Source organism: Proteus sp. ZN5 (genome assembly GCF_011046025.1).
Lineage (GTDB): Bacteria > Pseudomonadota > Gammaproteobacteria > Enterobacterales > Enterobacteriaceae > Proteus.
The window spans coordinates 2,300,947-2,324,437 of the sequence record NZ_CP047639.1 but is presented as its reverse complement, the minus strand read 5'-3'; the positions used below and the strand labels follow the sequence as shown (position 1 = coordinate 2,324,437).

The 23,491-nt window shown below is 36.6% G+C and carries 21 protein-coding genes and 1 tRNA gene; 7 read left to right on the top strand and 15 right to left on the bottom strand.

What is annotated here, in order from left to right; genetic code table 11:
* Positions 1 to 98 precede the first annotated feature (98 nt).
* Positions 99 to 1,511 carry a D-serine/D-alanine/glycine transporter gene (cycA, locus tag GTK47_RS10715; protein WP_165123078.1) on the bottom strand — a complete coding sequence of 471 codons (1,413 nt, stop codon included), beginning with the start codon at positions 1,509 to 1,511 and terminating at the stop codon, positions 99 to 101.
* Positions 1,512 to 1,771: 260 nt separating this feature from the next.
* Here cycA and GTK47_RS10710 point away from each other — a divergent pair.
* Positions 1,772 to 1,847, top strand: a tRNA-Lys gene (locus tag GTK47_RS10710).
* A gap of 233 nt (positions 1,848 to 2,080) precedes the next feature.
* On the opposite strand, the gene GTK47_RS10705 is transcribed toward GTK47_RS10710, so the two are convergent.
* On the bottom strand, positions 2,081 to 2,524 hold the full coding sequence (locus tag GTK47_RS10705; protein WP_165123076.1) for a DUF6386 family protein: 444 nt from the start codon (positions 2,522 to 2,524) through the stop codon (positions 2,081 to 2,083).
* 322 nt (positions 2,525 to 2,846) lie between these two features.
* Between GTK47_RS10705 and GTK47_RS10700 the strand changes: the two genes are divergently transcribed.
* Together GTK47_RS10700 and GTK47_RS10695 are read left to right on the top strand one after the other, a co-directional pair.
* Positions 2,847 to 3,680 (top strand): hypothetical protein, encoded by an 834-nt coding sequence (locus tag GTK47_RS10700; protein WP_165123074.1) that lies wholly within the window; start codon positions 2,847 to 2,849, stop codon positions 3,678 to 3,680.
* A gap of 227 nt (positions 3,681 to 3,907) precedes the next feature.
* Positions 3,908 to 4,738, top strand: coding sequence for a hypothetical protein (locus GTK47_RS10695; protein ID WP_165123072.1), 831 nt, complete (start codon positions 3,908 to 3,910; stop codon positions 4,736 to 4,738).
* Between the two features lie 106 nt (positions 4,739 to 4,844).
* Here the strand turns inward: GTK47_RS10695 and putP are convergent, their stop codons facing one another.
* Positions 4,845 to 6,329 carry a sodium/proline symporter PutP gene (putP, locus tag GTK47_RS10690; protein WP_165123070.1) on the bottom strand — a complete coding sequence of 495 codons (1,485 nt, stop codon included), beginning with the start codon at positions 6,327 to 6,329 and terminating at the stop codon, positions 4,845 to 4,847.
* A 470-nt stretch (positions 6,330 to 6,799) separates the two neighbouring features.
* On the opposite strand from putP, the gene putA reads away from it, so the two are divergent.
* The gene (putA, locus tag GTK47_RS10685) at positions 6,800 to 10,768 is read left to right on the top strand and encodes a trifunctional transcriptional regulator/proline dehydrogenase/L-glutamate gamma-semialdehyde dehydrogenase (RefSeq protein WP_165123068.1); all 3,969 of its coding nucleotides are present in this window, start codon (positions 6,800 to 6,802) and stop codon (positions 10,766 to 10,768) included.
* A gap of 445 nt (positions 10,769 to 11,213) precedes the next feature.
* Here the strand turns inward: putA and fliZ are convergent, their stop codons facing one another.
* The 5 genes from fliZ to GTK47_RS10660 form a co-directional block, all read right to left on the bottom strand.
* Positions 11,214 to 11,744, bottom strand: a complete 531-nt coding sequence (gene fliZ, locus GTK47_RS10680) for a flagella biosynthesis regulatory protein FliZ (RefSeq protein WP_075673009.1) — start codon at positions 11,742 to 11,744, stop codon at positions 11,214 to 11,216.
* Positions 11,745 to 11,802: 58 nt separating this feature from the next.
* Positions 11,803 to 12,525: an RNA polymerase sigma factor FliA gene (locus GTK47_RS10675; RefSeq protein ID WP_036912728.1), complete on the bottom strand. Its 723-nt coding sequence runs from the start codon at positions 12,523 to 12,525 to the stop codon at positions 11,803 to 11,805.
* A gap of 442 nt (positions 12,526 to 12,967) precedes the next feature.
* The gene (locus GTK47_RS10670; protein ID WP_165123066.1) at positions 12,968 to 14,089 is read right to left on the bottom strand and encodes a FliC/FljB family flagellin; all 1,122 of its coding nucleotides are present in this window, start codon (positions 14,087 to 14,089) and stop codon (positions 12,968 to 12,970) included.
* 365 nt (positions 14,090 to 14,454) lie between these two features.
* On the bottom strand, positions 14,455 to 14,910 hold the full coding sequence (gene tnpA, locus GTK47_RS10665; protein ID WP_165121832.1) for an IS200/IS605 family transposase: 456 nt from the start codon (positions 14,908 to 14,910) through the stop codon (positions 14,455 to 14,457).
* A 222-nt stretch (positions 14,911 to 15,132) separates the two neighbouring features.
* Complete coding sequence (locus GTK47_RS10660; protein WP_165123064.1) at positions 15,133 to 16,242, bottom strand: FliC/FljB family flagellin; 1,110 nt, start codon at positions 16,240 to 16,242, stop codon at positions 15,133 to 15,135.
* Positions 16,243 to 16,628: 386 nt separating this feature from the next.
* On the opposite strand from GTK47_RS10660, the gene fliD reads away from it, so the two are divergent.
* The 3 genes from fliD to fliT are packed head-to-tail and all read left to right on the top strand — an operon-like array spanning position 16,629 to position 18,850.
* The gene (gene fliD, locus GTK47_RS10655) at positions 16,629 to 18,059 is read left to right on the top strand and encodes a flagellar filament capping protein FliD (RefSeq protein ID WP_165123062.1); all 1,431 of its coding nucleotides are present in this window, start codon (positions 16,629 to 16,631) and stop codon (positions 18,057 to 18,059) included.
* A gap of 20 nt (positions 18,060 to 18,079) precedes the next feature.
* Complete coding sequence (fliS, locus tag GTK47_RS10650; protein ID WP_023581844.1) at positions 18,080 to 18,478, top strand: flagellar export chaperone FliS; 399 nt, start codon at positions 18,080 to 18,082, stop codon at positions 18,476 to 18,478.
* An 18-nt stretch (positions 18,479 to 18,496) separates the two neighbouring features.
* Entirely contained in the window at positions 18,497 to 18,850 is a 354-nt protein-coding gene (gene fliT / locus GTK47_RS10645; RefSeq protein WP_023581843.1) for a flagellar protein FliT, read from the top strand.
* Between the two features lie 155 nt (positions 18,851 to 19,005).
* On the opposite strand, the gene GTK47_RS10640 is transcribed toward fliT, so the two are convergent.
* From GTK47_RS10640 to GTK47_RS10610, 7 genes are all read right to left on the bottom strand, one after another.
* Positions 19,006 to 19,470: a GNAT family N-acetyltransferase gene (locus tag GTK47_RS10640; RefSeq protein ID WP_165123060.1), complete on the bottom strand. Its 465-nt coding sequence runs from the start codon at positions 19,468 to 19,470 to the stop codon at positions 19,006 to 19,008.
* A gap of 253 nt (positions 19,471 to 19,723) precedes the next feature.
* Positions 19,724 to 20,005 carry a hypothetical protein gene (locus tag GTK47_RS10635; RefSeq protein ID WP_109395121.1) on the bottom strand — a complete coding sequence of 94 codons (282 nt, stop codon included), beginning with the start codon at positions 20,003 to 20,005 and terminating at the stop codon, positions 19,724 to 19,726.
* 184 nt (positions 20,006 to 20,189) lie between these two features.
* Positions 20,190 to 21,323 carry a hypothetical protein gene (locus tag GTK47_RS10630; protein ID WP_165123058.1) on the bottom strand — a complete coding sequence of 378 codons (1,134 nt, stop codon included), beginning with the start codon at positions 21,321 to 21,323 and terminating at the stop codon, positions 20,190 to 20,192.
* Between the two features lie 418 nt (positions 21,324 to 21,741).
* Positions 21,742 to 22,197 (bottom strand): IS200/IS605 family transposase, encoded by a 456-nt coding sequence (tnpA, locus tag GTK47_RS10625; RefSeq protein WP_165121832.1) that lies wholly within the window; start codon positions 22,195 to 22,197, stop codon positions 21,742 to 21,744.
* 208 nt (positions 22,198 to 22,405) lie between these two features.
* A complete protein-coding gene (locus GTK47_RS10620; protein ID WP_023581839.1) occupies positions 22,406 to 22,621 on the bottom strand; it encodes a hypothetical protein in 216 nt (71 codons plus the stop codon).
* Between the two features lie 104 nt (positions 22,622 to 22,725).
* The gene (locus GTK47_RS10615; protein ID WP_109401696.1) at positions 22,726 to 22,956 is read right to left on the bottom strand and encodes a DUF6500 family protein; all 231 of its coding nucleotides are present in this window, start codon (positions 22,954 to 22,956) and stop codon (positions 22,726 to 22,728) included.
* Between the two features lie 54 nt (positions 22,957 to 23,010).
* Positions 23,011 to 23,349, bottom strand: coding sequence for a GlpM family protein (locus tag GTK47_RS10610; RefSeq protein WP_072068506.1), 339 nt, complete (start codon positions 23,347 to 23,349; stop codon positions 23,011 to 23,013).
* Between the last annotated feature and the right edge of the window lie 142 nt (positions 23,350 to 23,491).

Here is a 23,491-nt window from a genome sequence, read left to right as displayed (position 1 = left end):
AAGACAGATCTAAACTTTATTTAAAATATTTTTGTTTTTAATTAATTTTAATTATTTTATTAGGAATGGTATTCTATTTTTATTATATCGATACTGTGTTATTTTTGAACAATATTTTTCTGTTTGTTCTTCTTAACGTATTGATAACCAACTGCTAATGCAATAAACCACAATGGAGTCACACTTAATGCTTGGCGAGTATCATGTTCAAAAGCTAATAGCACTGTCATAAATGCAAAAAATGCAAGACATAACCACGACATAATAATTCCCAAAGGCATTTTATAGATAGACTTCTCATGCAATTGTGGACGTTTTTTACGATATGCCAAATAAGAGCATAAAATCATACTCCAAATAAACATAAATAATAACGCAGAGACTGTTGTTACCAAGGTAAATACATGCATAACATCAGGAATAAAATAAATTAATATAATTCCACATGACAGACATAAGCTAGTAAATAACAATCCATTTGCAGGTACTGCACGCTTAGATAATTGGCTAAACTGTTTTGGTGCTTCTCCTTCTTTAGATAAACCGAATAACATTCGGCTTGTGGAAAATATTCCACTATTCGCAGAAGAAGCAGCGGCTGTTAATACAACAAAGTTTACTAAACTTGCGGCTGCAGGTATTCCTATCATAACGAATAGCTCAACAAATGGGCTTTTATCCGCCAAAATAGAGCGCCACGGAGTTACCGACATAATAATAGCTAATGCTAATACGTAAAAAGTAATAATACGGATAGGAATAGCGTTAATAGCTTTTGGCAAAGATTTTTCTGGGTTACGCGTTTCTGCCGCTGCGGTACCGACTAATTCAATCCCAACAAAAGCAAAAATAGCAATTTGGAATCCAGCAAAAAAACCACTTAGTCCTTTGGGGAACATTCCTCCATCATTCCAAATATTTTCTAGTGCTGCTGTGTGCCCTGCTGGAGATTCAAACCCAATACTGATAAGAACAATACCTACAATAATTAAAGAGACAATTGCGGTTATTTTTATCATGGAGAACCAGAATTCCATTTCTCCGAAGAGTTTGACTGTCGCTAAATTTAAAATAAGTAATGTCAGCACACAAATAAAGGATGTGCCCCATTCAGGAAAATTGGGTGCCCAATAACTAATATAAGACGTTATAGCCACAATATCGGCAATACCCGTAATGACCCAGCAAAACCAATATGTCCAACCGACAAAGAAACCAGCCCATGGCCCTAATAAATCACCAGCAAAATCACTAAATGACTTATATTCTAAATTCGACAATAACAGCTCGCCCATCGCTCTCATCACAAAGAACAAGACAAAGCCAATTATCATATAGACAAAAATAATTGATGGCCCAGCTAACGAAATGGTTTTTCCTGATCCCATAAATAGACCAGTACCGATAGCACCACCAATAGCAATTAATTGAATATGACGATTTGTTAGCCCGCGCTGTAGAGTCGCATTTTTCACTCTAACGGGAGGAGAAATTTCTGTTTGATCTTCCATACAATACCTGAAGTGTTTTCATATTTTCGATGTTGTTTTCACCGCTATTTTATTTTTTGACGCGGTAATATGTTTGCGAAATTATTGTGACACAAATCTCAGTATAAGTAATGAAAAGATCACTTTTAGTAAAATGAATGATGCTTTGATAACCAGATAAGATCCTTTCTTTAATTTATTTGGCGATATTTTATCCATTTGAAAAAAAATCAAAATAAGGGCTTGACCATCGCATTTGAGAGGAGAATAATCAGCGCATCGGGTTGTTAGCTCAGTCGGTAGAGCAGTTGACTCTTAATCAATTGGTCGGGAGTTCGAGCCTCCCACGACCCACCAATTTTACGCTGAGAAATCAGGCAAATAGGCCACTTAGAAATAAGTGGCTTTTTTGTTTTTATTAATAAGTGGCGAAAAAATAACTATTTTTAGTCTTATTTTTTATATTAGAATAACGATGATATTCAATAGATACTTGGTTATTATTCACACATATTTTTAAATAAATAAAATGAAAAAATACAATATATTAATCTAATTTAGTGTTTTAAAATGGATATTAATGCTTATGATTAAATGCAGAATATACTCTTTAATAAATTAGTCCCTATTTTGCATTTATTAAAAGTAATAAATAAATTATCACTCTTCTTTTTTACTGCTATCTCATAATTTCCTATTGGTAACGAGATAATATTACCGGAGCGATATTGCGGATCATCTGGCTCTAAATCACCGCCTGTTGTATCCTCTCCAGCACCAATAAAAATTTTACCGGATGGGCAACTGATATTTATTTTTATATCTGGATCTTCGATGTTGTCGCATAGATTTATTGTGTAAAAACCATCATTCCCTAACCCAATAAATGCAATATTGCCTTTATTCATTTCATCTAATTCATCATCCGGTATACTCCACCAGTCTGCTGTATCTGATTTTCTATGTCGGATCGCTTGGAAATCAAAAATGGCCAGCGTTGCCGTATCAGTCATAAAAGAAAACGTGTTTGACATCTTAATGCTCCAAAAGCAGATCTGAACGTACCAAAATATTTTGTCTCTTTATATACCGGTTAATCATATAGGATTTTATCTATACTATTTAGTAAACCGATTCCCTATACTAGGACCTATGCTTTGTAAATAAAAATGCAGCTAGGCAATAACTTGAATACATATACATACACACATACATATACTCTAAATAATTCAAGTTACAGCTAGGCGACAAGCGAATGAGTCACTAGGAACATACATAAGTATGTGACTAGTGCGAATGAACGCAGTCAACAACGCTGTAGCTTGAAGTATGACGAGTATATACATGGACGGTCTTATGAAATCACAACTACTCCTTATCCTTTCCCTTTATGCGGTTTCCTCATTTTCAGCAATCGCAGCTTCAACTCAATGTACTGATACTGAAAAACAAACAAATATTGCCAATAACGATATTATATTGCTCAGTTCTTATAACGGTCCTGTTAAATCAGTCACGATGACAAGCACCATACCCCATGACGGACGTTTTAAAGCATTAAAAGGTGAAATTCACTTTGATGAATGTGGAAAATTATTGAAAGATAGCACATCAATGCAGGAGTACTTTGAAGGAAATGTAGAAACTAATTTAATAAGGACATCACCTAATAACCCTTCTGTTATTCGATATCAGTTTCAAGTAAAAAATGCCTATGGCTCACACTCTATCTACATGCAAGAAATCTATCATAAAGATGAACAGAACCGGTTCAATAAGAAAATCATTCAATATTACGCTGATGATGGCGCTTTACTGGATACCATCACCAGTCAATTCGACTATAAAGATGGTCGTATTATCAAAGAAACTAGCAAATCATCAGATCCTACAACTGAGGCGATCACGACAGAGTACGCCTATAATCCTCAAGGAAAACTACAATCTGTAATAGAAGACGGGAAAGTAAATGTAGAGTATCAGTATGATCTAGAAGGAAAAACTATCAAACAATCGAACTATATCAAAGGCATTAATGGAGAAGATAAAGCCTTTATCACGACTTGCCTTAAATGGGACAAATTTGCTAATTGTTCAAAAGAGGAACTTGAAAGTACGATTAAGTTTAATGATGAAGTCATTAATTTCAGTAAAGCCATGCTTCATAACGAGTTTATTTACTACGAATAATAGTTATATAATATTTTTCGTATCAAATTTAAGTCAATAATATAAAAATCAGACTATCGAAAATAGACTGATTTTTATATTCATTACATATCTTCTTAACTGTGATTAAATACTCATCCACGATGCTTTCATTAAAAAACAATTTGTGTAAAACTACTTAAATCAATTAATGATGAATATGTGCTATAGCATGCTCTCTTTTAATAAAATTTAAGATGACTCATTATATGAAATTACTACTTTTTTTTATTTTTTCTCTATACACACTTTTTATTTCATTCCCTGCATTTGCGGCACCAACATCTTGTGAGCAGTCACAAAAACAAATAAATACATCTAACAATATGTTCATAACGATTAATTTCAATTATGGACCAATAAAAACAATCACCACCACCAGCGAATTACCTAAAGAAAGCCGGTTTAAAGCCTTTAAAGGCGAAACTCAATTTGATGAATGTGGAATTCTGACCAAATATAACTTTTCTACACAAGAATATATTCATGAGCATATTGAGACAAATCTTTTAAGAATGTCAACGCCTTATAATCTAAAATATAAATACCAGATAAAAAATCGTCATAGAACACATACGCTCTATTTAGTTGAATTTTATGGTAAGAACAATCAAAACCAATTGATAGATAAAACATCTTATTTCTATGATTATGATGGCTCATTGATAGGAACTGATTTTGCTAAACTGAATTATAAAGGTGATAAAATTTCAGCAGAAGCTATTATTGAGTCTACTGCGGAAAATCAAGGAAATTCAATTCATTATCTTTATGATGAACAAGGACGTCTTTTCAAAGCAATTGATAATGATGAAGTTACATTAGAATTCCATTATGGAAAAGATGGTAAAATTTTGCGCCAAATGCAAATATTCACCAGCTTATATGATGATATAAGAGAATATAACAATACATGCCGAGAATGGGATAAATATAATAATTGCTTAACATGGGATATGATAAGCGAAGTTAGAAAGGATGATAAAATCATCGATACCAGCACAGCAATTATATATAATAAATTCGAATATTATGAATAACTTACTTATTATTAATAAAAATCACCTATTTTGAGTTAATAATATTAAACAATAAAGGTCACTTTTAAAAAAAGTGACCTTTTATTTAGCTGATACCTGTCTTTTATTACGTATTACGATATTGAGTTTCAGCTTCATTAAAGCGTTGCTGGTTCTCTTTACTTGGCTCTTTACCCATTAAACTAATCACAACAATAGCGATAGAGGCAAAGATAAAACCAGGGATAATTTCATATAACCCAAACCATTTATACTGCATCCACACCAACACGGTTAAAGCACCAATTAGCATCCCAGCAAAAGCACCATTACGGGTCATACGTTTCCACATTACAGAAATGAGGATCACAGGACCAAAGGCGGCACCAAAACCTGCCCACGCGTTACTGACTAAATCAAGCACCTTATTGTTAGGATCACGCGCTAAGAAGATTGCAATAATCGCCACTAACAACACCATTCCACGCCCTACCCAAACTAGCTCTTTTTGGCTCGCACTTTTTCGAATAAATGGCTTGTATAAATCTTCAGTCAATGCGCTTGCGCAGACTAATAATTGACAGCTTAATGTGCTCATTACCGCAGCTAAAATTGCAGACAATAGAATACCCGCGATCCATGGATTAAACAGCAAAGAAGCCAGCTCCATAAAGATACGCTCATTTTTAGCGGTTACAGCACCTGCTTGTTCAGGATACATTTCAAAGTAAGCAATACCAAAGAATCCAACCGCAACAGTTCCTCCTAAACAGAGGATCATCCACGTCATACCAATACGGCGAGCTTTACGAATAGTTTGGTTAGAGTCAGCAGCCATAAAACGAGCAAGGATATGAGGTTGTCCAAAATAACCTAATCCCCATGCTAATAACGAAATAATCGCGATAAAATCAAGTCCTTTGAACATATCTAAATAAGAAGGATCTTTTGCTTTAATGATAGCAACAGAAGTATCAATACCACCGACAGATAAAATAACAATGATAGGTGTCAGGATCAGAGCAAAAATCATTAAAGTCGCTTGAACCGTATCTGTCCAACTTACTGCCAGAAAGCCACCTAAAAAGGTATATGCAATAGTTGCAAGCGCACCATAAATCATCGCTTCGTGATAAGGAATATGGAACGTAGATTCAAACAGCATGCCACCCGCAACCACACCAGAAGCACAATAGATAGTAAAGAAGGTAAGAATAACTAACGCTGAAATGATACGTAGCATTTTGCTTTTATCATCAAAACGCGATGTCAAATAATCGGGTAACGTTAATGCATTATTATTTTTTTCAGTTTGCAAACGTAAACGCCCAGCAACTAAACGCCAGTTTAGCCACGCGCCTAAACATAGCCCGATAGCTATCCAACTTTCTGAAATACCGGCGAAAAAAACCACGCCCGGTAATCCCATCAATAACCAGCCACTCATATCTGAAGCACCCGCTGAAAGTGCAGTAACAACACTGCCCAGTCGTCGACCGCCAAGAATATAGTCATCAAAGTTTTTTGTTGAACGATAAGCAAGGTAGCCAATAAAAAGCATACCCAAGATATAGATCGTAAATGTAATTAGCATTGGCGAAGTTAAGGCCATAATTGCAGTTCTCCATAAATCTGTTTCCGATCATTGGTATGCTTTTGACTTGTACAGGAACGTTGCACTTCGTTGCGCATTAATGATCTTTTCAGTTTTTAATTAAAATAATTTCTTACAGCAACAGATAAAGCATTCACATCAATCCTAGAATAGGTTAACTGCATTTAACAAGAAATTAACGTTTAAATGTTTAAATTTTGTTTATGACTTCACACTATTTGTCTTAATTCGAGGTTGTATTATAAATGCAAATATCAATAAAATAAATATAATTTATTGATTTATAAATAAATATTAAAAATAAAACAAATTACACTATTTTTAATCACTCATAAAACCTGACTACTTTCACATTATTTATAAATAAATTGTTAACAATGTTGCACAAAGTTGCAACATGAATGATATTAATAAAAATAACGGGTAACTGTACTTGTGAATTAGAAATAGAATATGAGGAGCACTGCATGAGTAGCACAACAATGGGTGTTAGACTTGATGAAGAAACCCGCAATAGATTAAAAGAAGCTGCACAAAAATTAGATAGAACATCGCATTGGTTAATTAAACAGGCTATTTTCGATTATCTAGAACAAATCGAAAATGATCAGGTTAATCTTGGTAATTCAACATTTGTAGAACAAGATATTGATGAAAGCACTGAAATACCAACCGCCCATTATCAGCCTTTCTTGGAGTTTGCTGAACATATTCACCCGCAGTCTGTTTTACGCTCAGCAATTACTTCTGCATATCGCACACCTGAAACACAAGCTGTCCCTATGTTATTGCAACAAGCGACTTTACCTGAAAATGAAGCCCAAGCTACGCATAAATTAGCCTATTCCATTGCCGAAAAATTACGTAAACAGAAAAATGGCATTGGTCGTTCTGGATTGGTTCAAGGTCTATTACAGGAGTTCTCACTTTCTTCACAAGAAGGTGTCGCCTTAATGTGTTTAGCAGAAGCTTTATTGCGTATTCCTGATAAAGCCACTCGTGACGCACTTATCCGCGATAAAATCAGTCATGGAAACTGGCGCTCACACTTAGGACAAAGCCAATCTATGTTTGTGAACGCGGCAACATGGGGCTTATTATTCACAGGCAAATTAGTTTCTACACATAATGAAGAAAAGCTATCTAACTCTTTAAATCGCATTCTCACCAAAAGTGGCGAACCATTAGTTCGTAAAGGTGTTGATATGGCGATGCGTTTAATGGGTGAGCAATTTGTTACTGGTGAGACGATTTCTCAAGCACTCGCAAATGCACGCAAACTTGAAGAAAAAGGCTTTAGCTACTCTTATGACATGTTAGGAGAAGCAGCATTAACAGAGAAAGATGCACAAGATTATCTAGTCTCTTATCAACAAGCCATCCACGCAATTGGTAAAGCCTCTAATGGCAGAGGTATTTATGAAGGCCCGGGAATATCTATCAAGCTTTCAGCATTACATCCTCGTTATAGTCGTGCTCAATATGAGCGTGTTATGTCAGAGCTTTACCCTCGCCTACTCACATTAACATTACAAGCAAAGCAATATGATATTGGTATTAATATTGATGCAGAAGAAGCAGATAGACTTGAGATTTCACTCGATCTACTTGAAAGACTCTGTTTTGAACCTGAATTAGCCGGTTGGAATGGTATTGGCTTTGTTATTCAGGCTTACCAAAAGCGTTGTCCATTAGTTATTGATTATGTGATTGATTTAGCTCGTCGTAGCCGTCGTCGCTTAATGATCCGTTTAGTGAAAGGTGCCTATTGGGATAGCGAAGTAAAACGCGCCCAAATTGATGGCCTTGAAGATTATCCTGTTTATACTCGCAAAGTGTATACTGATGTCTCTTACCTTGCCTGTGCGAAAAAACTACTCGCATCACCTAATTTTATTTATCCGCAATTTGCTACACATAATGCGCATACTCTGTCAGCAATTTATCATTTAGCGGGTCAAAACTATTACCCCGGACAATACGAGTTCCAGTGTTTACACGGTATGGGTGAACCACTTTATGCTCAAGTTGTTGGTAAAATTGCAGACGGAAAACTAGGCCGCCCTTGTCGTATTTATGCGCCCGTAGGGACTCATGAAACATTACTTGCCTATTTAGTGCGTCGCTTACTTGAAAATGGAGCTAATACATCATTTGTAAACCGAATTGCTGATACTACAATTTCTCTCGATGAGTTAGTGGCAGATCCCGTCAAGGAAGTGAATAGAATGGCTCAAGCCGAAGGCCAAGTTGGACTTTCTCACCCTAAAATTCCTCTTCCTCATAAACTGTATGGTGATGAACGTAAAAACTCACCGGGCATTGATATGTCAAACGAACATCGCTTGGCATCGCTTTCTAGTGCCTTATTAACATCAGCAACTGAAAATATACATTGCGAACCTTTATTAGGTGATACGTTTAGCTCTTCGGAAAAAACACAAAAACCTCAATCTGTATTAAACCCTGCCAATCATGCGGATATTGTCGGTACAGTAAGAGAAGCCACAGAAGCAGAGGCCGATTTTGCCTTAACCATTGCTCAAGAAAAAGGTGAAATCTGGTTTGCAACACCACCAGCGCAAAGAGCTTCATTTTTGATCCGTGCTGCGGAATTAATGGAGCAACAAATGGGTCCTCTTATGGGAATACTAGTGCGCGAAGCAGGTAAAACTTACAGCAATGCGATTGCTGAAGTCCGCGAAGCCATTGATTTTCTCTACTATTATGCGGCTCAAGTCGCCCAAGACTTTGATAACAACACACATCGACCTTTAGGGCCTGTGGTTTGTATCAGCCCTTGGAACTTCCCATTAGCGATCTTCAGCGGACAAATTGCGGCAGCTTTAGCAGCAGGTAATACCGTTCTAGCAAAACCCGCAGAGCAGACACCTTTAATTGCAGCAAAAGCCGTGGCACTTTTCCATCAAGCTGGCGTTCCTCCTTTTGCACTACAACTACTACCAGGGCAAGGTGAAACCATTGGTGCACGTTTAGTAGCTGATGAGCGTGTTCGTGGTGTGATGTTTACAGGTTCTACGGATGTTGCTCATATTTTACAAAAGACCTTAGCTGGTAGATTAGACAGCGAAGGTCGGCCAGTACCTTTAGTGGCAGAAACCGGTGGTTTGAATGCCATGATTGTCGATTCTTCTGCATTAACAGAGCAAGTGGTAACTGATGTAATGGCATCCGCTTACGATAGTGCAGGTCAGCGTTGCTCTGCTTTACGTCTGTTATGTATTCAAGAAGAAGTGGCTGAGAGTACTATCGAGATGCTTAAAGGAGCAATGGCACAAGCAACAATGGGTGATCCAAGTTTACTATCTACAGATATTGGCCCTGTTATCGATAAAGAAGCAAAATCAGGCATAGAGAAACATATTCAATCTATGCGTACAACTGGCTTCGAGATTTATCAAGCATCACACAATAGTTTGTCAAAACACGCTGAAAGTAATAGTACTTTTGTTCAACCGACTTTAATTGAGTTAGATAAAGTCAGTTCATTGAAGAAAGAAATCTTTGGCCCTGTGTTACATGTTGTACGTTATGCAAGCCAAGATTTACCAGAATTACTAGAAGAAATTAATGCAACAGGATACGGGTTAACAATGGGCGTTCATACGCGTATTGATGAAACTATTGCATATGTTGCCTCAAATGCCAAAGTCGGAAATTTATACGTTAACCGCAATATGGTTGGTGCAGTTGTGGGGGTTCAGCCTTTTGGTGGTGAAGGATTATCGGGTACAGGTCCGAAAGCAGGCGGCCCTGTTTATCTGTATCGCTTATTATCTAAACGTCCTGAAAATGCCGCAACGCAAACACTAGCACGCCAAGATGAAACACTTCCTCTTGATACTTCTATGCGTAATACGTTATTACAGACTTATCATAAGTACATGGAATGGCTATCAAACAAAACAGATAAACCACACTATGAAGCTTTAGAGAAATATGCCCTTGCATCCCAAGCTGGAACATTACGTGTATTACCGGGTCCTACTGGCGAACGCAATACTTATCAATTAGTTCCTTGCGGCCATGTACTGTGTATTTCTGATAACGAGCAAGATGCATTGACTCAAATTGCCGCTGTTCTCGCTTCGGGTTGCCATGCCATTGTCGTTAATAGCCCATTCTCACAAAAAACATATCGTGAATTACCTGATATTGTCAGAAAAGCCATTACATTGACTGAAAATTGGAATGATGAGTCACTGAAAATAAATGCGGTGATTTACCATGGTGATGGTGATCAATTACGTGAAACTTGCCATAAAATTGCTCAACGCAAAGGGGCAATCATTTCTGTTCAAGGATTTTCTCGCGGTGAGACAGGTCTATTATTAGAGCGCTTATTGCATGAAAGAGCATTGAGCATTAATACCGCAGCCGCTGGAGGTAATGCAAGCTTAATGACGATCAGTTAATTACCCCTTCTCTTTCTCTCCTTGTCTTTGAGACCACCTTTAAAGTCTATTTTTTTAAAGGTGGTTTTTTCTTTTATTACCCTATTATTTCTAAAGAGATAGTCAAAAGTGTTATTTTTTTTGAATGCTGTGACTGTTCTCACTCTTTTTATATTTACTATTCGCGACGTATTACTTTAGTAAATATACTTACGTTCAAGTCAACCTAGAAGTTGATTTAATTATATCTTTATGAATACCTGAAACTTGCGCCCCACTGTGGGCGCTTTTTTTTACCTATTAATGTAATTTGCTCAGTACAACATTGCTTTTCATCGTTGATAGATAGTTTTAGAAATAAAAAGGAAATTGAGTAAGAAAAAATAGGAAGGATTTAGAATTAATAGAATAGAAAAGAAAAAGGAGCAGGCTAGGCTACTCCTTTTAAGGTCTCTCTTGAGCGCAATTAGTGGCTGCTACTCATTGATGGGGGCTCTTGGCACCAATCAAGATATTGCTCGTACTTGCGTAGTGCAATATTGTAGTTACTAAATGCAGAGGGAGTGAGCTTTTTACTCAAGTCTGACTGAATTTTCTCTGTCGTAAACTCTTGACGAGGAAAATTAGTGGAAGTCAGTAATTCATCGAGCCGACGTAAACGAACCACATACTCACGAACAGTACTGTGGCTCATCTCCGTTTGTTCAAACAAATACTGCTTAAAAGACATAATGTCAAAGTAGTCAGTTTCACTATTACAGTAAATCTCACTACAAAAACGGCATAGCGCAGAGAACTTCTCTTGTAACGTTTCCCACGTTTCATCATCAATTAAATCTGTCATTTCAGAAATGGCTTCTTTATTGATAACTTGGCGATTGAATACGAGAGAGATCCGATCAAGCGCCTTGTGGCAATGTAGACAATGAGTCTGGCTGTGTTTATAGTCTTTAATGTAACGGCTTAGCGGCCGTTTCTTTTGTGTTGAAACAGACATAAGAGATAAAGCCCTGTGTTGTAGTCTTAATAAACAAAAACAAAAATAAGCAAAACTTCTATTTCTCTGGGTTTAAGCGTGCTCGCAGCCTTTTTATGGCTTGGCTGTGTAGCTGGCTCACGCGGGATTCCCCGACATTAAGCACTGCGCCTATTTCTTTCAAATTAAGTTCTTCCTGATAATACAGGGTAAGAACCATTTTTTCCCTTTCGGGAAGCAATTCTATCGCGTCTATGACTCTTTGGCGAATATCACTTTCTAATAACATCTGTAATGGATTGTCATCATGATCTTCGTCTTGAGACGGTTCACAGCTTTCACCGTAAATTTCATGCCATTCGTCATAAGAGAACAATTGGCTGTTATTCGTATCCAATAGGATCTGCCGGTATTCTGCTAACTCAATCTGCAAATGATCAGCAACTTCCTGTTCTAATGGTGGTCGTCCTAGATCCTGCTCAAGTTGATGAATAGAATGTGTTACTTCTCTTGCATTGCGACGCACACTGCGTGGCGCCCAATCTCGACTACGTAGCTCATCTAACATAGAGCCACGGATACGTTGAACAGCGTAAGTGGTAAAGGCAGCACCTTGCATTGAGTCATAACGCTCAACAGCATTTAGCAGCCCAATTCCACCCGCTTGCAAAAGATCATCCAATTCAACACTCGCAGGTAACTTGACCTGTAATCGTAATGCTTCATGGCGAACCAACGGGACATATCGCTCCCAGAGGCTATTTTTGTCCATCACGCCTTCGGCGGTATACAAATCACTCACAACAAAAGACACCTTTGGATAAAAGACCGGAAACCATTATCTGGCGAAATAAATTTAGCAATCGGCTGAACAGTGAAGCAAAAGCGCCTCTTTTTCACCTATGCCAAATTTTCAGCAATAATCGGGTTTTCATTGATAAATTAATTTGTCATTGCATTACGAGAACTACTTTACCTTAAAACAGTCAGGGTTAATCCTTAGAAAAACCGTTAATTAAATTGATAATTTATCTCATTAAAAGGAATAGACGTATTGAATATGCATTCTGTTCATAAAAAAATAACATATAAATCATAGTATTTTATTTTGTGAGATTTTAGCGTCTAATTGGCGAGTTGAAATACTCATAAATGATTAATTAAAAAAACGATTGTTTTGATGAAAAAACACCCACTGCAAAAAATTGCAGTGGGTGTTAATTGAGGATTATTTCAAGAGAAGATTAACGTAATAGAGAGAGAACAGATTGTGGCACTTGATTTGCTTGAGCTAGTACTGAAGTACCCGCTTGTTGCAGAATTTGGCCTTTGCTCATATTGGATACTTCAGTGGCATAATCTGCATCCAAAATGCGGCTACGAGAAGCCGATAAATTGGTAACAGTATTATTTAAATTATTAATAGTAGATTCAAAACGGTTTTGTACCGCACCTAATTTAGAACGCGCCTCATCGACTTTATTAATGGCACTATCTAATGTTGCAAGGGCATCATCATTTACGGTTAGAGTTTTTACATCAACACCTGTACTGGCAGTAAATTCATTTGCCGTAGTTTTGGATGTTGCTTTTATGCTCACTTCATTTTTAGTTGTCGCACCTTTTAATTCAAGATCAGATGCTGAAACCAAATAATCTTTTTTACCAGAGTCATCATGATAGATATATTTTCCTTTAACCTCTTTACCATCTTCCTTATATGCAGATAAAGTGTCACTACCTGACATTGTAGCTGCGCCTGTTAAAATTGAACCAAGATCACCTGGTTGCACAGTAGTCCCCTTTTCAGTCACACCTTTTTTAGTCGTTGTTTCGGTGTATAACTTATCGTTCCCAACCCCTAAAGTATCATTATCGATTTTATCCAATTGAAAAGTAATCACTTCTTTATCATTCGTACCGACTTGGATCGTCATTTTGGTATCACCATTCAATACTTTCACACCATTGAATTGAGTTTGTTCAGAAATACGATTAATTTCCGCGAAACGTTCAGTGACTTCATTTTGAATAGAACTAATATCAGAATCTGAATTAGTGCCATTTTTAGCTTGAACTGTCAGTTCGCGAATACGTTGTAAGTTGTCATTAATTTCATCTAAAGCCCCTTCGGTGGTTTGAGCAACTGAAATACCATCATTTGAATTACGAGAGGCTTGAGTTAAACCATTTATATTTGATGTAAAACGGTTAGCAATGGCTTGACCTGCCGCATCATCTTTTGCGCTATTGATACGCAGGCCAGAAGATAAACGTTCAATCGCTGAGCCTAAAACGCCTTGTGATTTATTTAAATTATTTTGAGTCACTAAAGACAGGTAATTAGTATTAATAACTTGTGCCATACAATATTCCTTCGACTTGATTTTAAAAATTTTTTTCATGAATAGGTTTGTTATTACGTCGCTGTAATAACGTTGCCTAAACACTATCGTCATCAATTTCGAGGGTTTTACGATTTTTGGCGTCGCGAAAATAGCAAAAAAAGCCAGTCAATTAATTTATAAGAAGTAATTGATTACAGAAAAAAGTAAAAGAGGTTGAGAGAAAAAATAAAACTAAAAAAGAGTGGGTTTAAAGATAAAATAAAAAAATCATAACCACCCGTAAAACGGGTGGTTTGCTCTTGCCCTATAAGGGCTTGTTACCGACTGCGCCTAAATGACGCTGCTTTCTCTTCGTTCAAGCTAAGTGTCTTTGCTACTTTGGCTTACCCCTTGAAGGGGTTTTCATATTCTTTACTGCTCAATTTATCCGAGATTAAATCCGACTTTTCTTGCTCTCTGATATACTTTTGAATTGTGGCTTCATTGAGTCCAACTGTTGTGACATAGAACCCTTCCGCCCAAAACTTTCTGTTGCCAAATTTATATTTGAGATTGGCATGTCTATCAAAGATCATCAACGAACTTTTACCTTTCAAATATCCCATGAAACTTGATACGCATATCTTCGGTGGAATACTCACTAACATATGAACATGATCTGGCATAAGATGCCCTTCGATTATTTCCACACCTTTATATTTACAAAGGTCTCGAAGGATTTCACCTATACTTGAACGAATTTTATTAAAAATCACTTTCCGTCTATATTTCGGCGAAAAGACGATATGGTATTTACACAGCCACTTTGTATGTGCTGAGCTTTGTGCTTTAATGCCCATAAACACCTTTCCTTATTTAAGTTACGAATATTAGCTTGAACATCTATATCGTAACGGAAAGGTGTTTTTCTTGGTATAACCTTTAATACCCACCCGCATAGCGGGTGGTTTTATATTTAAGACGCTGACGCGACTTAAACTGGCTAAAGCCCATAACAAAAAAAGGCCCTCTTACGAGGACCTTTTGGATATAGAAAGGTATCTTTTGTGTCAGTGTACGAATTAACGTAACAGAGACAGAACAGTTTGTGGTACTTGGTTTGCTTGAGCAAGTACTGAAGTACCAGCTTGTTGCAGGATTTGACCACGGCTCATGTTAGAAACTTCTGTTGCATAGTCAGCATCTAAGATACGGCTACGTGCAGCAGATAAGTTGTTAACAGTGTTGTTCAGGTTATTGATAGTTGATTCAAAACGGTTTTGAATCGCACCTAAAGAAGAACGCATACCGTCAACTTTAGCCATTGCTTCGTCTAATTTTTCTAATGAAATTGCATTTTCATCAACAATTTCATCAGCTTTAGCTGTTACACTGACTTTACCATCAGCTGCTGGTTTTGCATCAGCCGCTAAGTCTGTTTCGAATGTACGAACTTTTCCGCCAACAGTTGCAGTTACAACATAAGAACCATCTTCAGCTTTTTGTAATTTAGCATTTTCAACTGGCAGATCGCCACCTTTGCCATCATCAATTTTAATAGCCGCTGTATCAATCTCAAAGCTCTTACCTGTGACTACTGCTGCTGGGTCTGCATCATCTTTAAATTCAGATGCTTTAACATCAGAATAAGCTTTTTCTGAACCTACTGCAAAATCATTTAATTTCAGTTCTTTACTATCAACTTTATCTAATTTAAAGCTGATTGCTTCTTTATCGTTAGTACCTACGTGAACTGTCATAGTTGACTTCTCACCGCTCAGTACTTTAACGCCGTTAAACTGAGTTTGTTCAGAAATACGGTCGATTTCTTTCAGACGCTCTGTAACTTCGTCTTGGATAGAAGTGATATCTGATTCTGAGTTAGAACCGTTTTTAGCTTGAACTGTTAACTCACGGATACGTTGTAAGTTGTTGTTGATTTCGTTCAGCGCGCCTTCAGTAGTTTGAGCGATAGAGATACCATCGTTCGCATTACGTGCAGCTTGAGTTAAACCATTTACGTTTGCAGTGAAACGGTTAGCAATCGCTTGACCCGCTGCATCGTCTTTAGCGCTGTTAATACGCAGACCAGAAGACAGACGCTCGATTGCACTTCCTAAAGCTCCCTGAGATTTGTTCAGGTTGTTTTGAGTTACCAGAGATAGATAGTTGGTATTAATGACTTGTGCCATAGCTAGATTCCTTTAAAATCAAGTCGATAAAATAAAAGTTTGCCTATTCATTTACGGTGTCAATCACCGGCAACAAGTTTATCGGCACCCCACATACAACCTTTAACTTTTCCTACAAATATTTCTGTGATTTTTTATAGAATTAATATTAAACCAATGATAAATAAAGAAATTTATTTATTATTTTTTTATTAGATTTTTATCAATTTTCGTCTCAAGCTATTTTTATTCATCTAAATTCGACTTTGGTCATCAATGGCAACAAAAGGCTTCTATATGGCAGCCTGTTTCACTCATCAAAAATACCAAATAGACGTAAACTTTTCGCCGATTCTACCGATAACGGTTCTTGAGGATTATTTTACGAACACAGAAAGGAGACCGGTATGGCTGGTATTGCTTCACTAGGCGTGGGCTCAGGGATGCCTCTTAGCCAAACATTGGCACAATTAGAGGCGGCGGAAAATAAACGCCTTGAACCCCTAAATAAACAAATGGGTAGCTACGATGCACAAATTACTGCTTACGGTAAGATCCGCAGTCAACTTGATAAATTACAAAAAGCATCAGAAGAGCTAAAAAAATTCGATAAAATTGTTGCAACCAAAGTAGACGATGAGTTTGATGCCTTTAAAGTCAGCACTGATGGTAAAGCCAGTATTGGTAACTATACTGTCTCAATTAAAGAGCTTGCTCATGCACAAACATTAAAATCTACGTCAGTAGATGATATTAAAAAACCATTGGGTGAAACTTTAGGTGAAGGGAATAAACGAACTTTAATTATTACCCAAGAAGGTGAAAAAGAACCTTTACGCATTCCATTAGAAGATAAACAAACTTCGATTATTGAGCTACGTGATGCAATCAATAAAAAAGAAGGTAATGTTTCAGCCACTATCGTTAAAGCCAAAGATGGTGAAAACTATTTAGTACTGACTTCTCGCAAAGAAGGTACTAAATCTGAGATGAAAATCACTGTTGAAGGTGATGATAAACTTAATCAATTTCTTTCTAATTCACCTGCTACCGATGAAACATCTCATACTTCTGGAATGAGAGAAATTGTTAAGGCCAATAACGCGAAATTAACGATTAACGGTATTGATATTGAGCGTCAAACTAATGAGATTAAAGATGCCCCTGAAGGGATCACTTTAAATCTTAAGAAAAAAACCAGTGATAACAAAGACGCCGTTGATAAACCAGAAATAATTACTGTTGCTCGTGATATTGAGCCAATGAAAAAAGCCATTAAGGCTTGGACTGATGCTTATAACGAGTTAAACAGCACTTACAAAGAACTCACCAAATATACCCAAGTTGAAAAAGGTGAAGCAGCATCTAATGATAATGGTGTATTACTCGGTGATAGCACCAGTCGTATGATTATGTCTGAGCTAAAAAGCTTTGTAACTAGCTCACAAGGTACCTCAGATCTAGATACCCTAAATAAAATGGGGATTAAATTTAAGGTTGATGGCTCTTTAGATATCGATAATAAAAAACTGGATGATGCGTTAAAAGAAAAACCGGCTAACGTAAAAGAGTTTTTTATGGGTGATGGTAAAGAAACCGGTTTTGGTACCCAAACCTATACTTTCCTGAAAAAAACCCTGCAATCAACAGATGGTACTTTAGATGTTGCCACTGATGGTGTGAAAAAGCGTAAGAAAACACTTGATAGCCAAATTAAAAACACTCAGCGTAATATTGCAGCCACGATGGAACGTTATAAAAACCAGTTCCAACAGTTAGATAAAATGGTTAACTCCATGACTAACTCCAGTGCTTCAATCGGCCGTTTATTAATGTAATTTTTTAAAAGTAGGACACTATGTATCAACAATCAGCCAGTAAAATGTACGCTCAAATCGACGTTGAAAGCGAGATTTTAAATGCCACGCCTTACCAGCTGATCCAGATCCTATTTAATGGGGCGCTTAGCGCCCTTCGCCGTGCATTAATATTAATGGAACAAGGAAATATCGCCGGTAAAGGCGAAAATATTTCTAAAGCCATTAATATTATTGGTAACGGATTAAAACAAGGCCTGGATAAAGAGAAAGGGGGCGAGCTTGCAGAGAATCTGGAGCTCCTTTATGACTATATGGTTAATCAGCTACTCGATGCTAACTTAAAAAATAACCCAGAAAAAATTCATGAAGTCATCAAGCTCTTAACTGAAATTTCTGATGCTTGGCAACAAATCGGCACACAGATTAATTCTTATTAAATTAGAGTGGACAACAATATGGATATTATGGCGGCTTACGAGCATGTTTTAAAATCAAGTGAGCAAATGTTAACGCTTGCCAAAGATCAGCAATGGGACAAGCTGATAGAAATGGAAATGGATTATTTAAAAAGCGTTGAAAGTATCACTAAGATGATAAAACCGGCTGACGGTGAGCTGAGATTGCAACAACGACTCACGGATATGCTAAAGAAAATCTTAGAAAACGAAAATGAGACGCGAAATTTATTACGAGCTCGTCTAGATGAGCTTGGCATATTAATAAGACAGACTGAACAAGAGCAGAGGGTACAAAATAGCTATGGTCAGTTTACAGAACATAGTTATTATCCTGATCTCAATCTTAAATAACTCTCCTCTGCGCCAAAAGCGGTTTTATTAGCTAATGGCGTCTTTACTTAGAAAAAATCACTCTTATTATTCAGCTTAACTTGTTATCGGTAACGTAAAAATCAACGTTTGCCTTTTGTTTTTTGTTTTTTGTTTTTTGTTTTTTGTTTTTTTGATTACACAGATTGTATAGATTGCACTAAAACCATATCAATATGTGGAATGTTATCTTCAAGATAAGTTTCTGAATCGATAACAAAACCATGCGATTGATAAAATGAGACTAAATAAGCCTGTGCCATTATTTTTATTGTATGGGTGTTAAATTGACGACACGTAGTTGCAATCGCCTCTTTTATTAACTGATGCGCAATACCACTTCCCCGCTGATCTTGAGCAACAATCACCCGCCCTATTGAAGCTTCTTTAAATGCGATACCTTGAGGCAACAGACGTGCATAAGCAATAAGTTGCTGGCCACCTTCCTCTTTGGCGAACAAGTGTAATGTATTTTGATCTACCCCATCCAGATCTTGATAAGCACATTGCTGTTCACAAATAAAAACCTGATTTCTTAATGCCAAAATAGCGTAAAGCTCATCTGTGGTGAGCTGTGAAAATGTTTTTAAAATCCAATTCATGCGCTTTATCCCACGGTTTAAAGTAATAAAAAACAATCAATGATAATGCAATATCATTGACAAGAACTTTGTTCCATCGCTTGGTTTAATATAAAGAGTGAAATAGTGATATTGATAGTACGTTTTTATAATAAAAACGCAGAAGAATAGAGATTTAATACAGAAAAATTGGCAATAAAGCCATAAACCTAAATACGTTCAGACTCCCCACGAGCCTTAATGACTTCGCTTATAGACTTCTATAAAGATAATCTTAAAGTCGTTCTAACCCTTTCCACGCTCTATTTTTTACTTCAGTCACTAAAATGGCTGGATTTAAGGTTATTTTTTCTGCAATCGAAAAAGCTAACTCGATAACTTCTTTGTGATCTTTAGTTTCAGTATGGTAATTAAACTCTGCAAGAGGCAGAACATATTTACCTTTCAAACCATCGATCTCTTTTTTAAATCCTTCTTTTACCATCTTTTGTGTTAATAACACATAATCTGCATTTTTAGGATCGGATAACTCAACTCTAACAGTAAACTCAGGCATAGAAACCTCCTACAGTCTGTCTATGTCTAATGAAATTCTGTTAGCTCTCGAAGGAAGTATATTAAATCAACAATCATTTTCCTAGTAAGAAACTGTGATAAATAATGTGATAGTGATTAAAATAGAAATCGCCCACTTCACTGTGGGCGACCTATTAACTCATAATAATCTGATAAATAATAATTTATTTAATCACATCATAGAGTTGCTGATTTGATAAATAATCTGCGGTTAAACCGACTGATGGATTATATTGTACCCCAACGATCTCAGAGAATGCTTTGCCCTCTTTACCTAATGAAACTTTGCGTTCGTCTTTACCTGTGCTTTCATGGATAGAATAGGTTTTACGACGCATTGCGGTATATTTATCCGCATCATTAGCAATATCGGTGTGGTAGCCCGTAATTTGTGCATCAGTTAAAGCTAATTTATTGGCTAAATCGCAGCCCCAGCGAGTTAAACAGACTTCTGCAAAATGACGAACCACAATACTCGGCGCATATAATGCATTTTCACCTTCACTACCATCAATAGAAGCATTACCCACTAATGTGGCATGACGTCCTGAAATAGGGAAAATATGCATTTTAGTATCAGCCGCGACAGTTGGGATCACACAAGTAAATCCTTTAGAGCGCTCATCTTTTGCATAAAATCCGACATACTCTTTGACGTTTTTACCAAGTGTCACTTTTTCAGGTTGGAAATTTAGTGGACCCGGAACAGGATCAATCGCAAAAATATTCACAGGAATATCTTTTAATTGAGGATCTGCCAACATTGCATTCGCTAACATATGGCAAGTAATACCGCCACGACTCCACCCCACTAAGTTAACTTGTGTTGGAATAATGCCATCTTTACGGAAGATACGAATAATTTGTTGCTGAAGTTGTTGCTGAGTGACTTGACGATCGCCATAGTCATATTTACGCCATAAAAAAGAGCCTGTTACTTTGACATCTTCAATAGGAATGCCCGCTTTTTTCAGTTGGTTATACTGCTCTTCTGTCAATTTTTCACGTTGCCAATCAAAGTTACCTTTCATTAAGCAAAGTGCGTGATTAACATTTTCTTCCCAACCACTACCAAATAGCGAACCCTTGATATCTGAGTAATTAGGGCTTTCAACCCATAAATCATCTTCTTGCAAATTACCACTACCTGGGCCATCAACAATAAACCACTGTGCAAACTCTCGTCCTTGGTTGTTTTGCGCTAAAGTGGAGACTAATTCGCCTTGCCAGAAGGTAGGATTATTATTATCAAATGAGTTAGAGCCGGTACCACATAAATAAACGGTTAATACTGTCATAGTTTAAATTTCCTTTTATTAATAACCTAAAAATCACAATGATGATTTTTATTTCCTTGTATTGAGCTATTCCTTAGCCCACCAGCACATTAACCATAAGCCTTTTTTTATTCAATTGTTAAAAGTAAATTAATAGAGCCGAGATCACATAATTGAATTTTATTTAAGTAAAAGAAATAAAAAAACTCTATCAGATCAATGTAATTAAATAATCTAAATAAAATCTTTATTTTTTATTATTTCTATTAGTAAATTAGCTTCTAAATATAGTGCATTAAACAACCAGATTTTAAATTTAAAAATCATAACCACCCGTAAAACGGGTGGTTTGCTCTTGCCCTATAAGGGCTTGTTACCGACTGCGCCTAAATGACGCTGCTTTCTCTTCGTTCAAGCTAAGTGTCTTTGCTACTTTGGCTTACCCCTTGAAGGGGTTTTCATATTCTTTACTGCTCAATTTATCCGAGATTAAATCCGACTTTTCTTGCTCTCTGATATACTTTTGAATTGTGGCTTCATTGAGTCCAACTGTTGTGACATAGAACCCTTCCGCCCAAAACTTTCTGTTGCCAAATTTATATTTGAGATTGGCATGTCTATCAAAGATCATCAACGAACTTTTACCTTTCAAATATCCCATGAAACTTGATACGCATATCTTCGGTGGAATACTCACTAACATATGAACATGATCTGGCATAAGATGCCCTTCGATTATTTCCACACCTTTATATTTACAAAGGTCTCGAAGGATTTCACCTATACTTGAACGAATTTTATTAAAAATCACTTTCCGTCTATATTTCGGCGAAAAGACGATATGGTATTTACACAGCCACTTTGTATGTGCTGAGCTTTGTGCTTTAATGCCCATAAACACCTTTCCTTATTTAAGTTACGAATATTAGCTTGAACATCTATATCGTAACGGAAAGGTGTTTTTCTTGGTATAACCTTTAATACCCACCCGCATAGCGGGTGGTTTTATATTTAAGACGCTGACGCGACTTAAACTGGCTAAAGCCCATAATAAAAAAAATCCCACATTAATAAATGCAGGATTTTCTATTAGGTAGAATTTCTTATAAACGATTAAAAGCAACTACTCTCACCGCAGGAATATCAGCTTGTGCTCCTTCAGCAACTTCCTGACATGCTTTTTCTAACGCAATATGGGGTGTGATCCCACTTTCTGTTTCTACAATTTTATGTCCGGCGTAGGTATCACCATTTCTGGAACGCACTTTATACGCAATAAACCAATATTCCATATCATCACCGTTTACGTTATTAATCATGTAATTACCATAGCTGTTTATGACCCGCTTTAATGTGATAATAATCAATAATTTTTAGTTTAATAAAATCGTTTTATAAAAAGATTAAAGCAATAGAGGAAATTTTAAGCATCACAATCCATTTCTGATTGGATCATTTTCTTTATTTTCACTGCTTTTTCAAAGTGATCCAATTTATGTGTCATAATCCACCATGTTGCAGCTTCCATTAATAATTCAGGGTTGTCATTTTTATTTGCAAAAAAAGCATAAAAAGATAATCCCACGCCCTCTCCTTTGGCTGAAATCTTATCATTACATATTTGAATTATTTTTTGTTGTAGTGATTTTCTCATATTCTCTCTATTTTTATTTTTCAATCGAGTAATAAATAGGAACGAGCAAAGGCCCTATCCATGAAATTTGTTCCATAACTGAATAAGTAACCAAGCAGCAATAACCCAGCAAATCACTGCCGTAGCCAGTGCCGTAAATAATTTTACATAGTTGATCATCACATAGAGTGAAATTAGGTAAACCATATAAGGAATAACGGCCCATAGGCTAAAAATAATGGTGGTACGCAACGCTTCAATAGAGCGTTCGGAGCCAACAATATAGTGTGCAATAAGCGCAAAAGTGGGAAATAGCGGAACCAATCCCGCAATATAGTAATGGCGTGATTTCGATAAAACGGCGATTAATACCACAACAAACGCACCTATCAGTGCTTTAACCAGTAATCCCATTATTTTTTCATCAAGTTATAAAAACCTTAGTATTATCATACCTATTTATATTTGTATGTGAGCTGATTTTATTTTTTTGGTTTAAAATACGATTAAATACGGCTCATTAGAAAAAGCCCAATAACATTATTGAGCTTTAAAG

Coding starts and splice junctions, on each gene's coding strand:
- cycA (WP_165123078.1), bottom strand. CDS start 1,511: ATGGAAGATCAAACAGAAATTTCTCCTCCCGTTAGAGTGAAAAATGCG.
- GTK47_RS10705 (WP_165123076.1), bottom strand. CDS start 2,524: ATGTCAAACACGTTTTCTTTTATGACTGATACGGCAACGCTGGCCATT.
- GTK47_RS10700 (WP_165123074.1), top strand. CDS start 2,847: ATGAAATCACAACTACTCCTTATCCTTTCCCTTTATGCGGTTTCCTCA.
- GTK47_RS10695 (WP_165123072.1), top strand. CDS start 3,908: ATGAAATTACTACTTTTTTTTATTTTTTCTCTATACACACTTTTTATT.
- putP (WP_165123070.1), bottom strand. CDS start 6,329: ATGGCCTTAACTTCGCCAATGCTAATTACATTTACGATCTATATCTTG.
- putA (WP_165123068.1), top strand. CDS start 6,800: ATGAGTAGCACAACAATGGGTGTTAGACTTGATGAAGAAACCCGCAAT.
- fliZ (WP_075673009.1), bottom strand. CDS start 11,744: ATGTCTGTTTCAACACAAAAGAAACGGCCGCTAAGCCGTTACATTAAA.
- GTK47_RS10670 (WP_165123066.1), bottom strand. CDS start 14,089: ATGGCACAAGTTATTAATACTAATTACCTGTCTTTAGTGACTCAAAAT.
- tnpA (WP_165121832.1), bottom strand. CDS start 14,910: ATGGGCATTAAAGCACAAAGCTCAGCACATACAAAGTGGCTGTGTAAA.
- GTK47_RS10660 (WP_165123064.1), bottom strand. CDS start 16,242: ATGGCACAAGTCATTAATACCAACTATCTATCTCTGGTAACTCAAAAC.
- fliD (WP_165123062.1), top strand. CDS start 16,629: ATGGCTGGTATTGCTTCACTAGGCGTGGGCTCAGGGATGCCTCTTAGC.
- fliS (WP_023581844.1), top strand. CDS start 18,080: ATGTATCAACAATCAGCCAGTAAAATGTACGCTCAAATCGACGTTGAA.
- fliT (WP_023581843.1), top strand. CDS start 18,497: ATGGATATTATGGCGGCTTACGAGCATGTTTTAAAATCAAGTGAGCAA.
- GTK47_RS10640 (WP_165123060.1), bottom strand. CDS start 19,470: ATGAATTGGATTTTAAAAACATTTTCACAGCTCACCACAGATGAGCTT.
- GTK47_RS10635 (WP_109395121.1), bottom strand. CDS start 20,005: ATGCCTGAGTTTACTGTTAGAGTTGAGTTATCCGATCCTAAAAATGCA.
- GTK47_RS10630 (WP_165123058.1), bottom strand. CDS start 21,323: ATGACAGTATTAACCGTTTATTTATGTGGTACCGGCTCTAACTCATTT.
- tnpA (WP_165121832.1), bottom strand. CDS start 22,197: ATGGGCATTAAAGCACAAAGCTCAGCACATACAAAGTGGCTGTGTAAA.
- GTK47_RS10620 (WP_023581839.1), bottom strand. CDS start 22,621: ATGATTAATAACGTAAACGGTGATGATATGGAATATTGGTTTATTGCG.
- GTK47_RS10615 (WP_109401696.1), bottom strand. CDS start 22,956: ATGAGAAAATCACTACAACAAAAAATAATTCAAATATGTAATGATAAG.
- GTK47_RS10610 (WP_072068506.1), bottom strand. CDS start 23,349: ATGGGATTACTGGTTAAAGCACTGATAGGTGCGTTTGTTGTGGTATTA.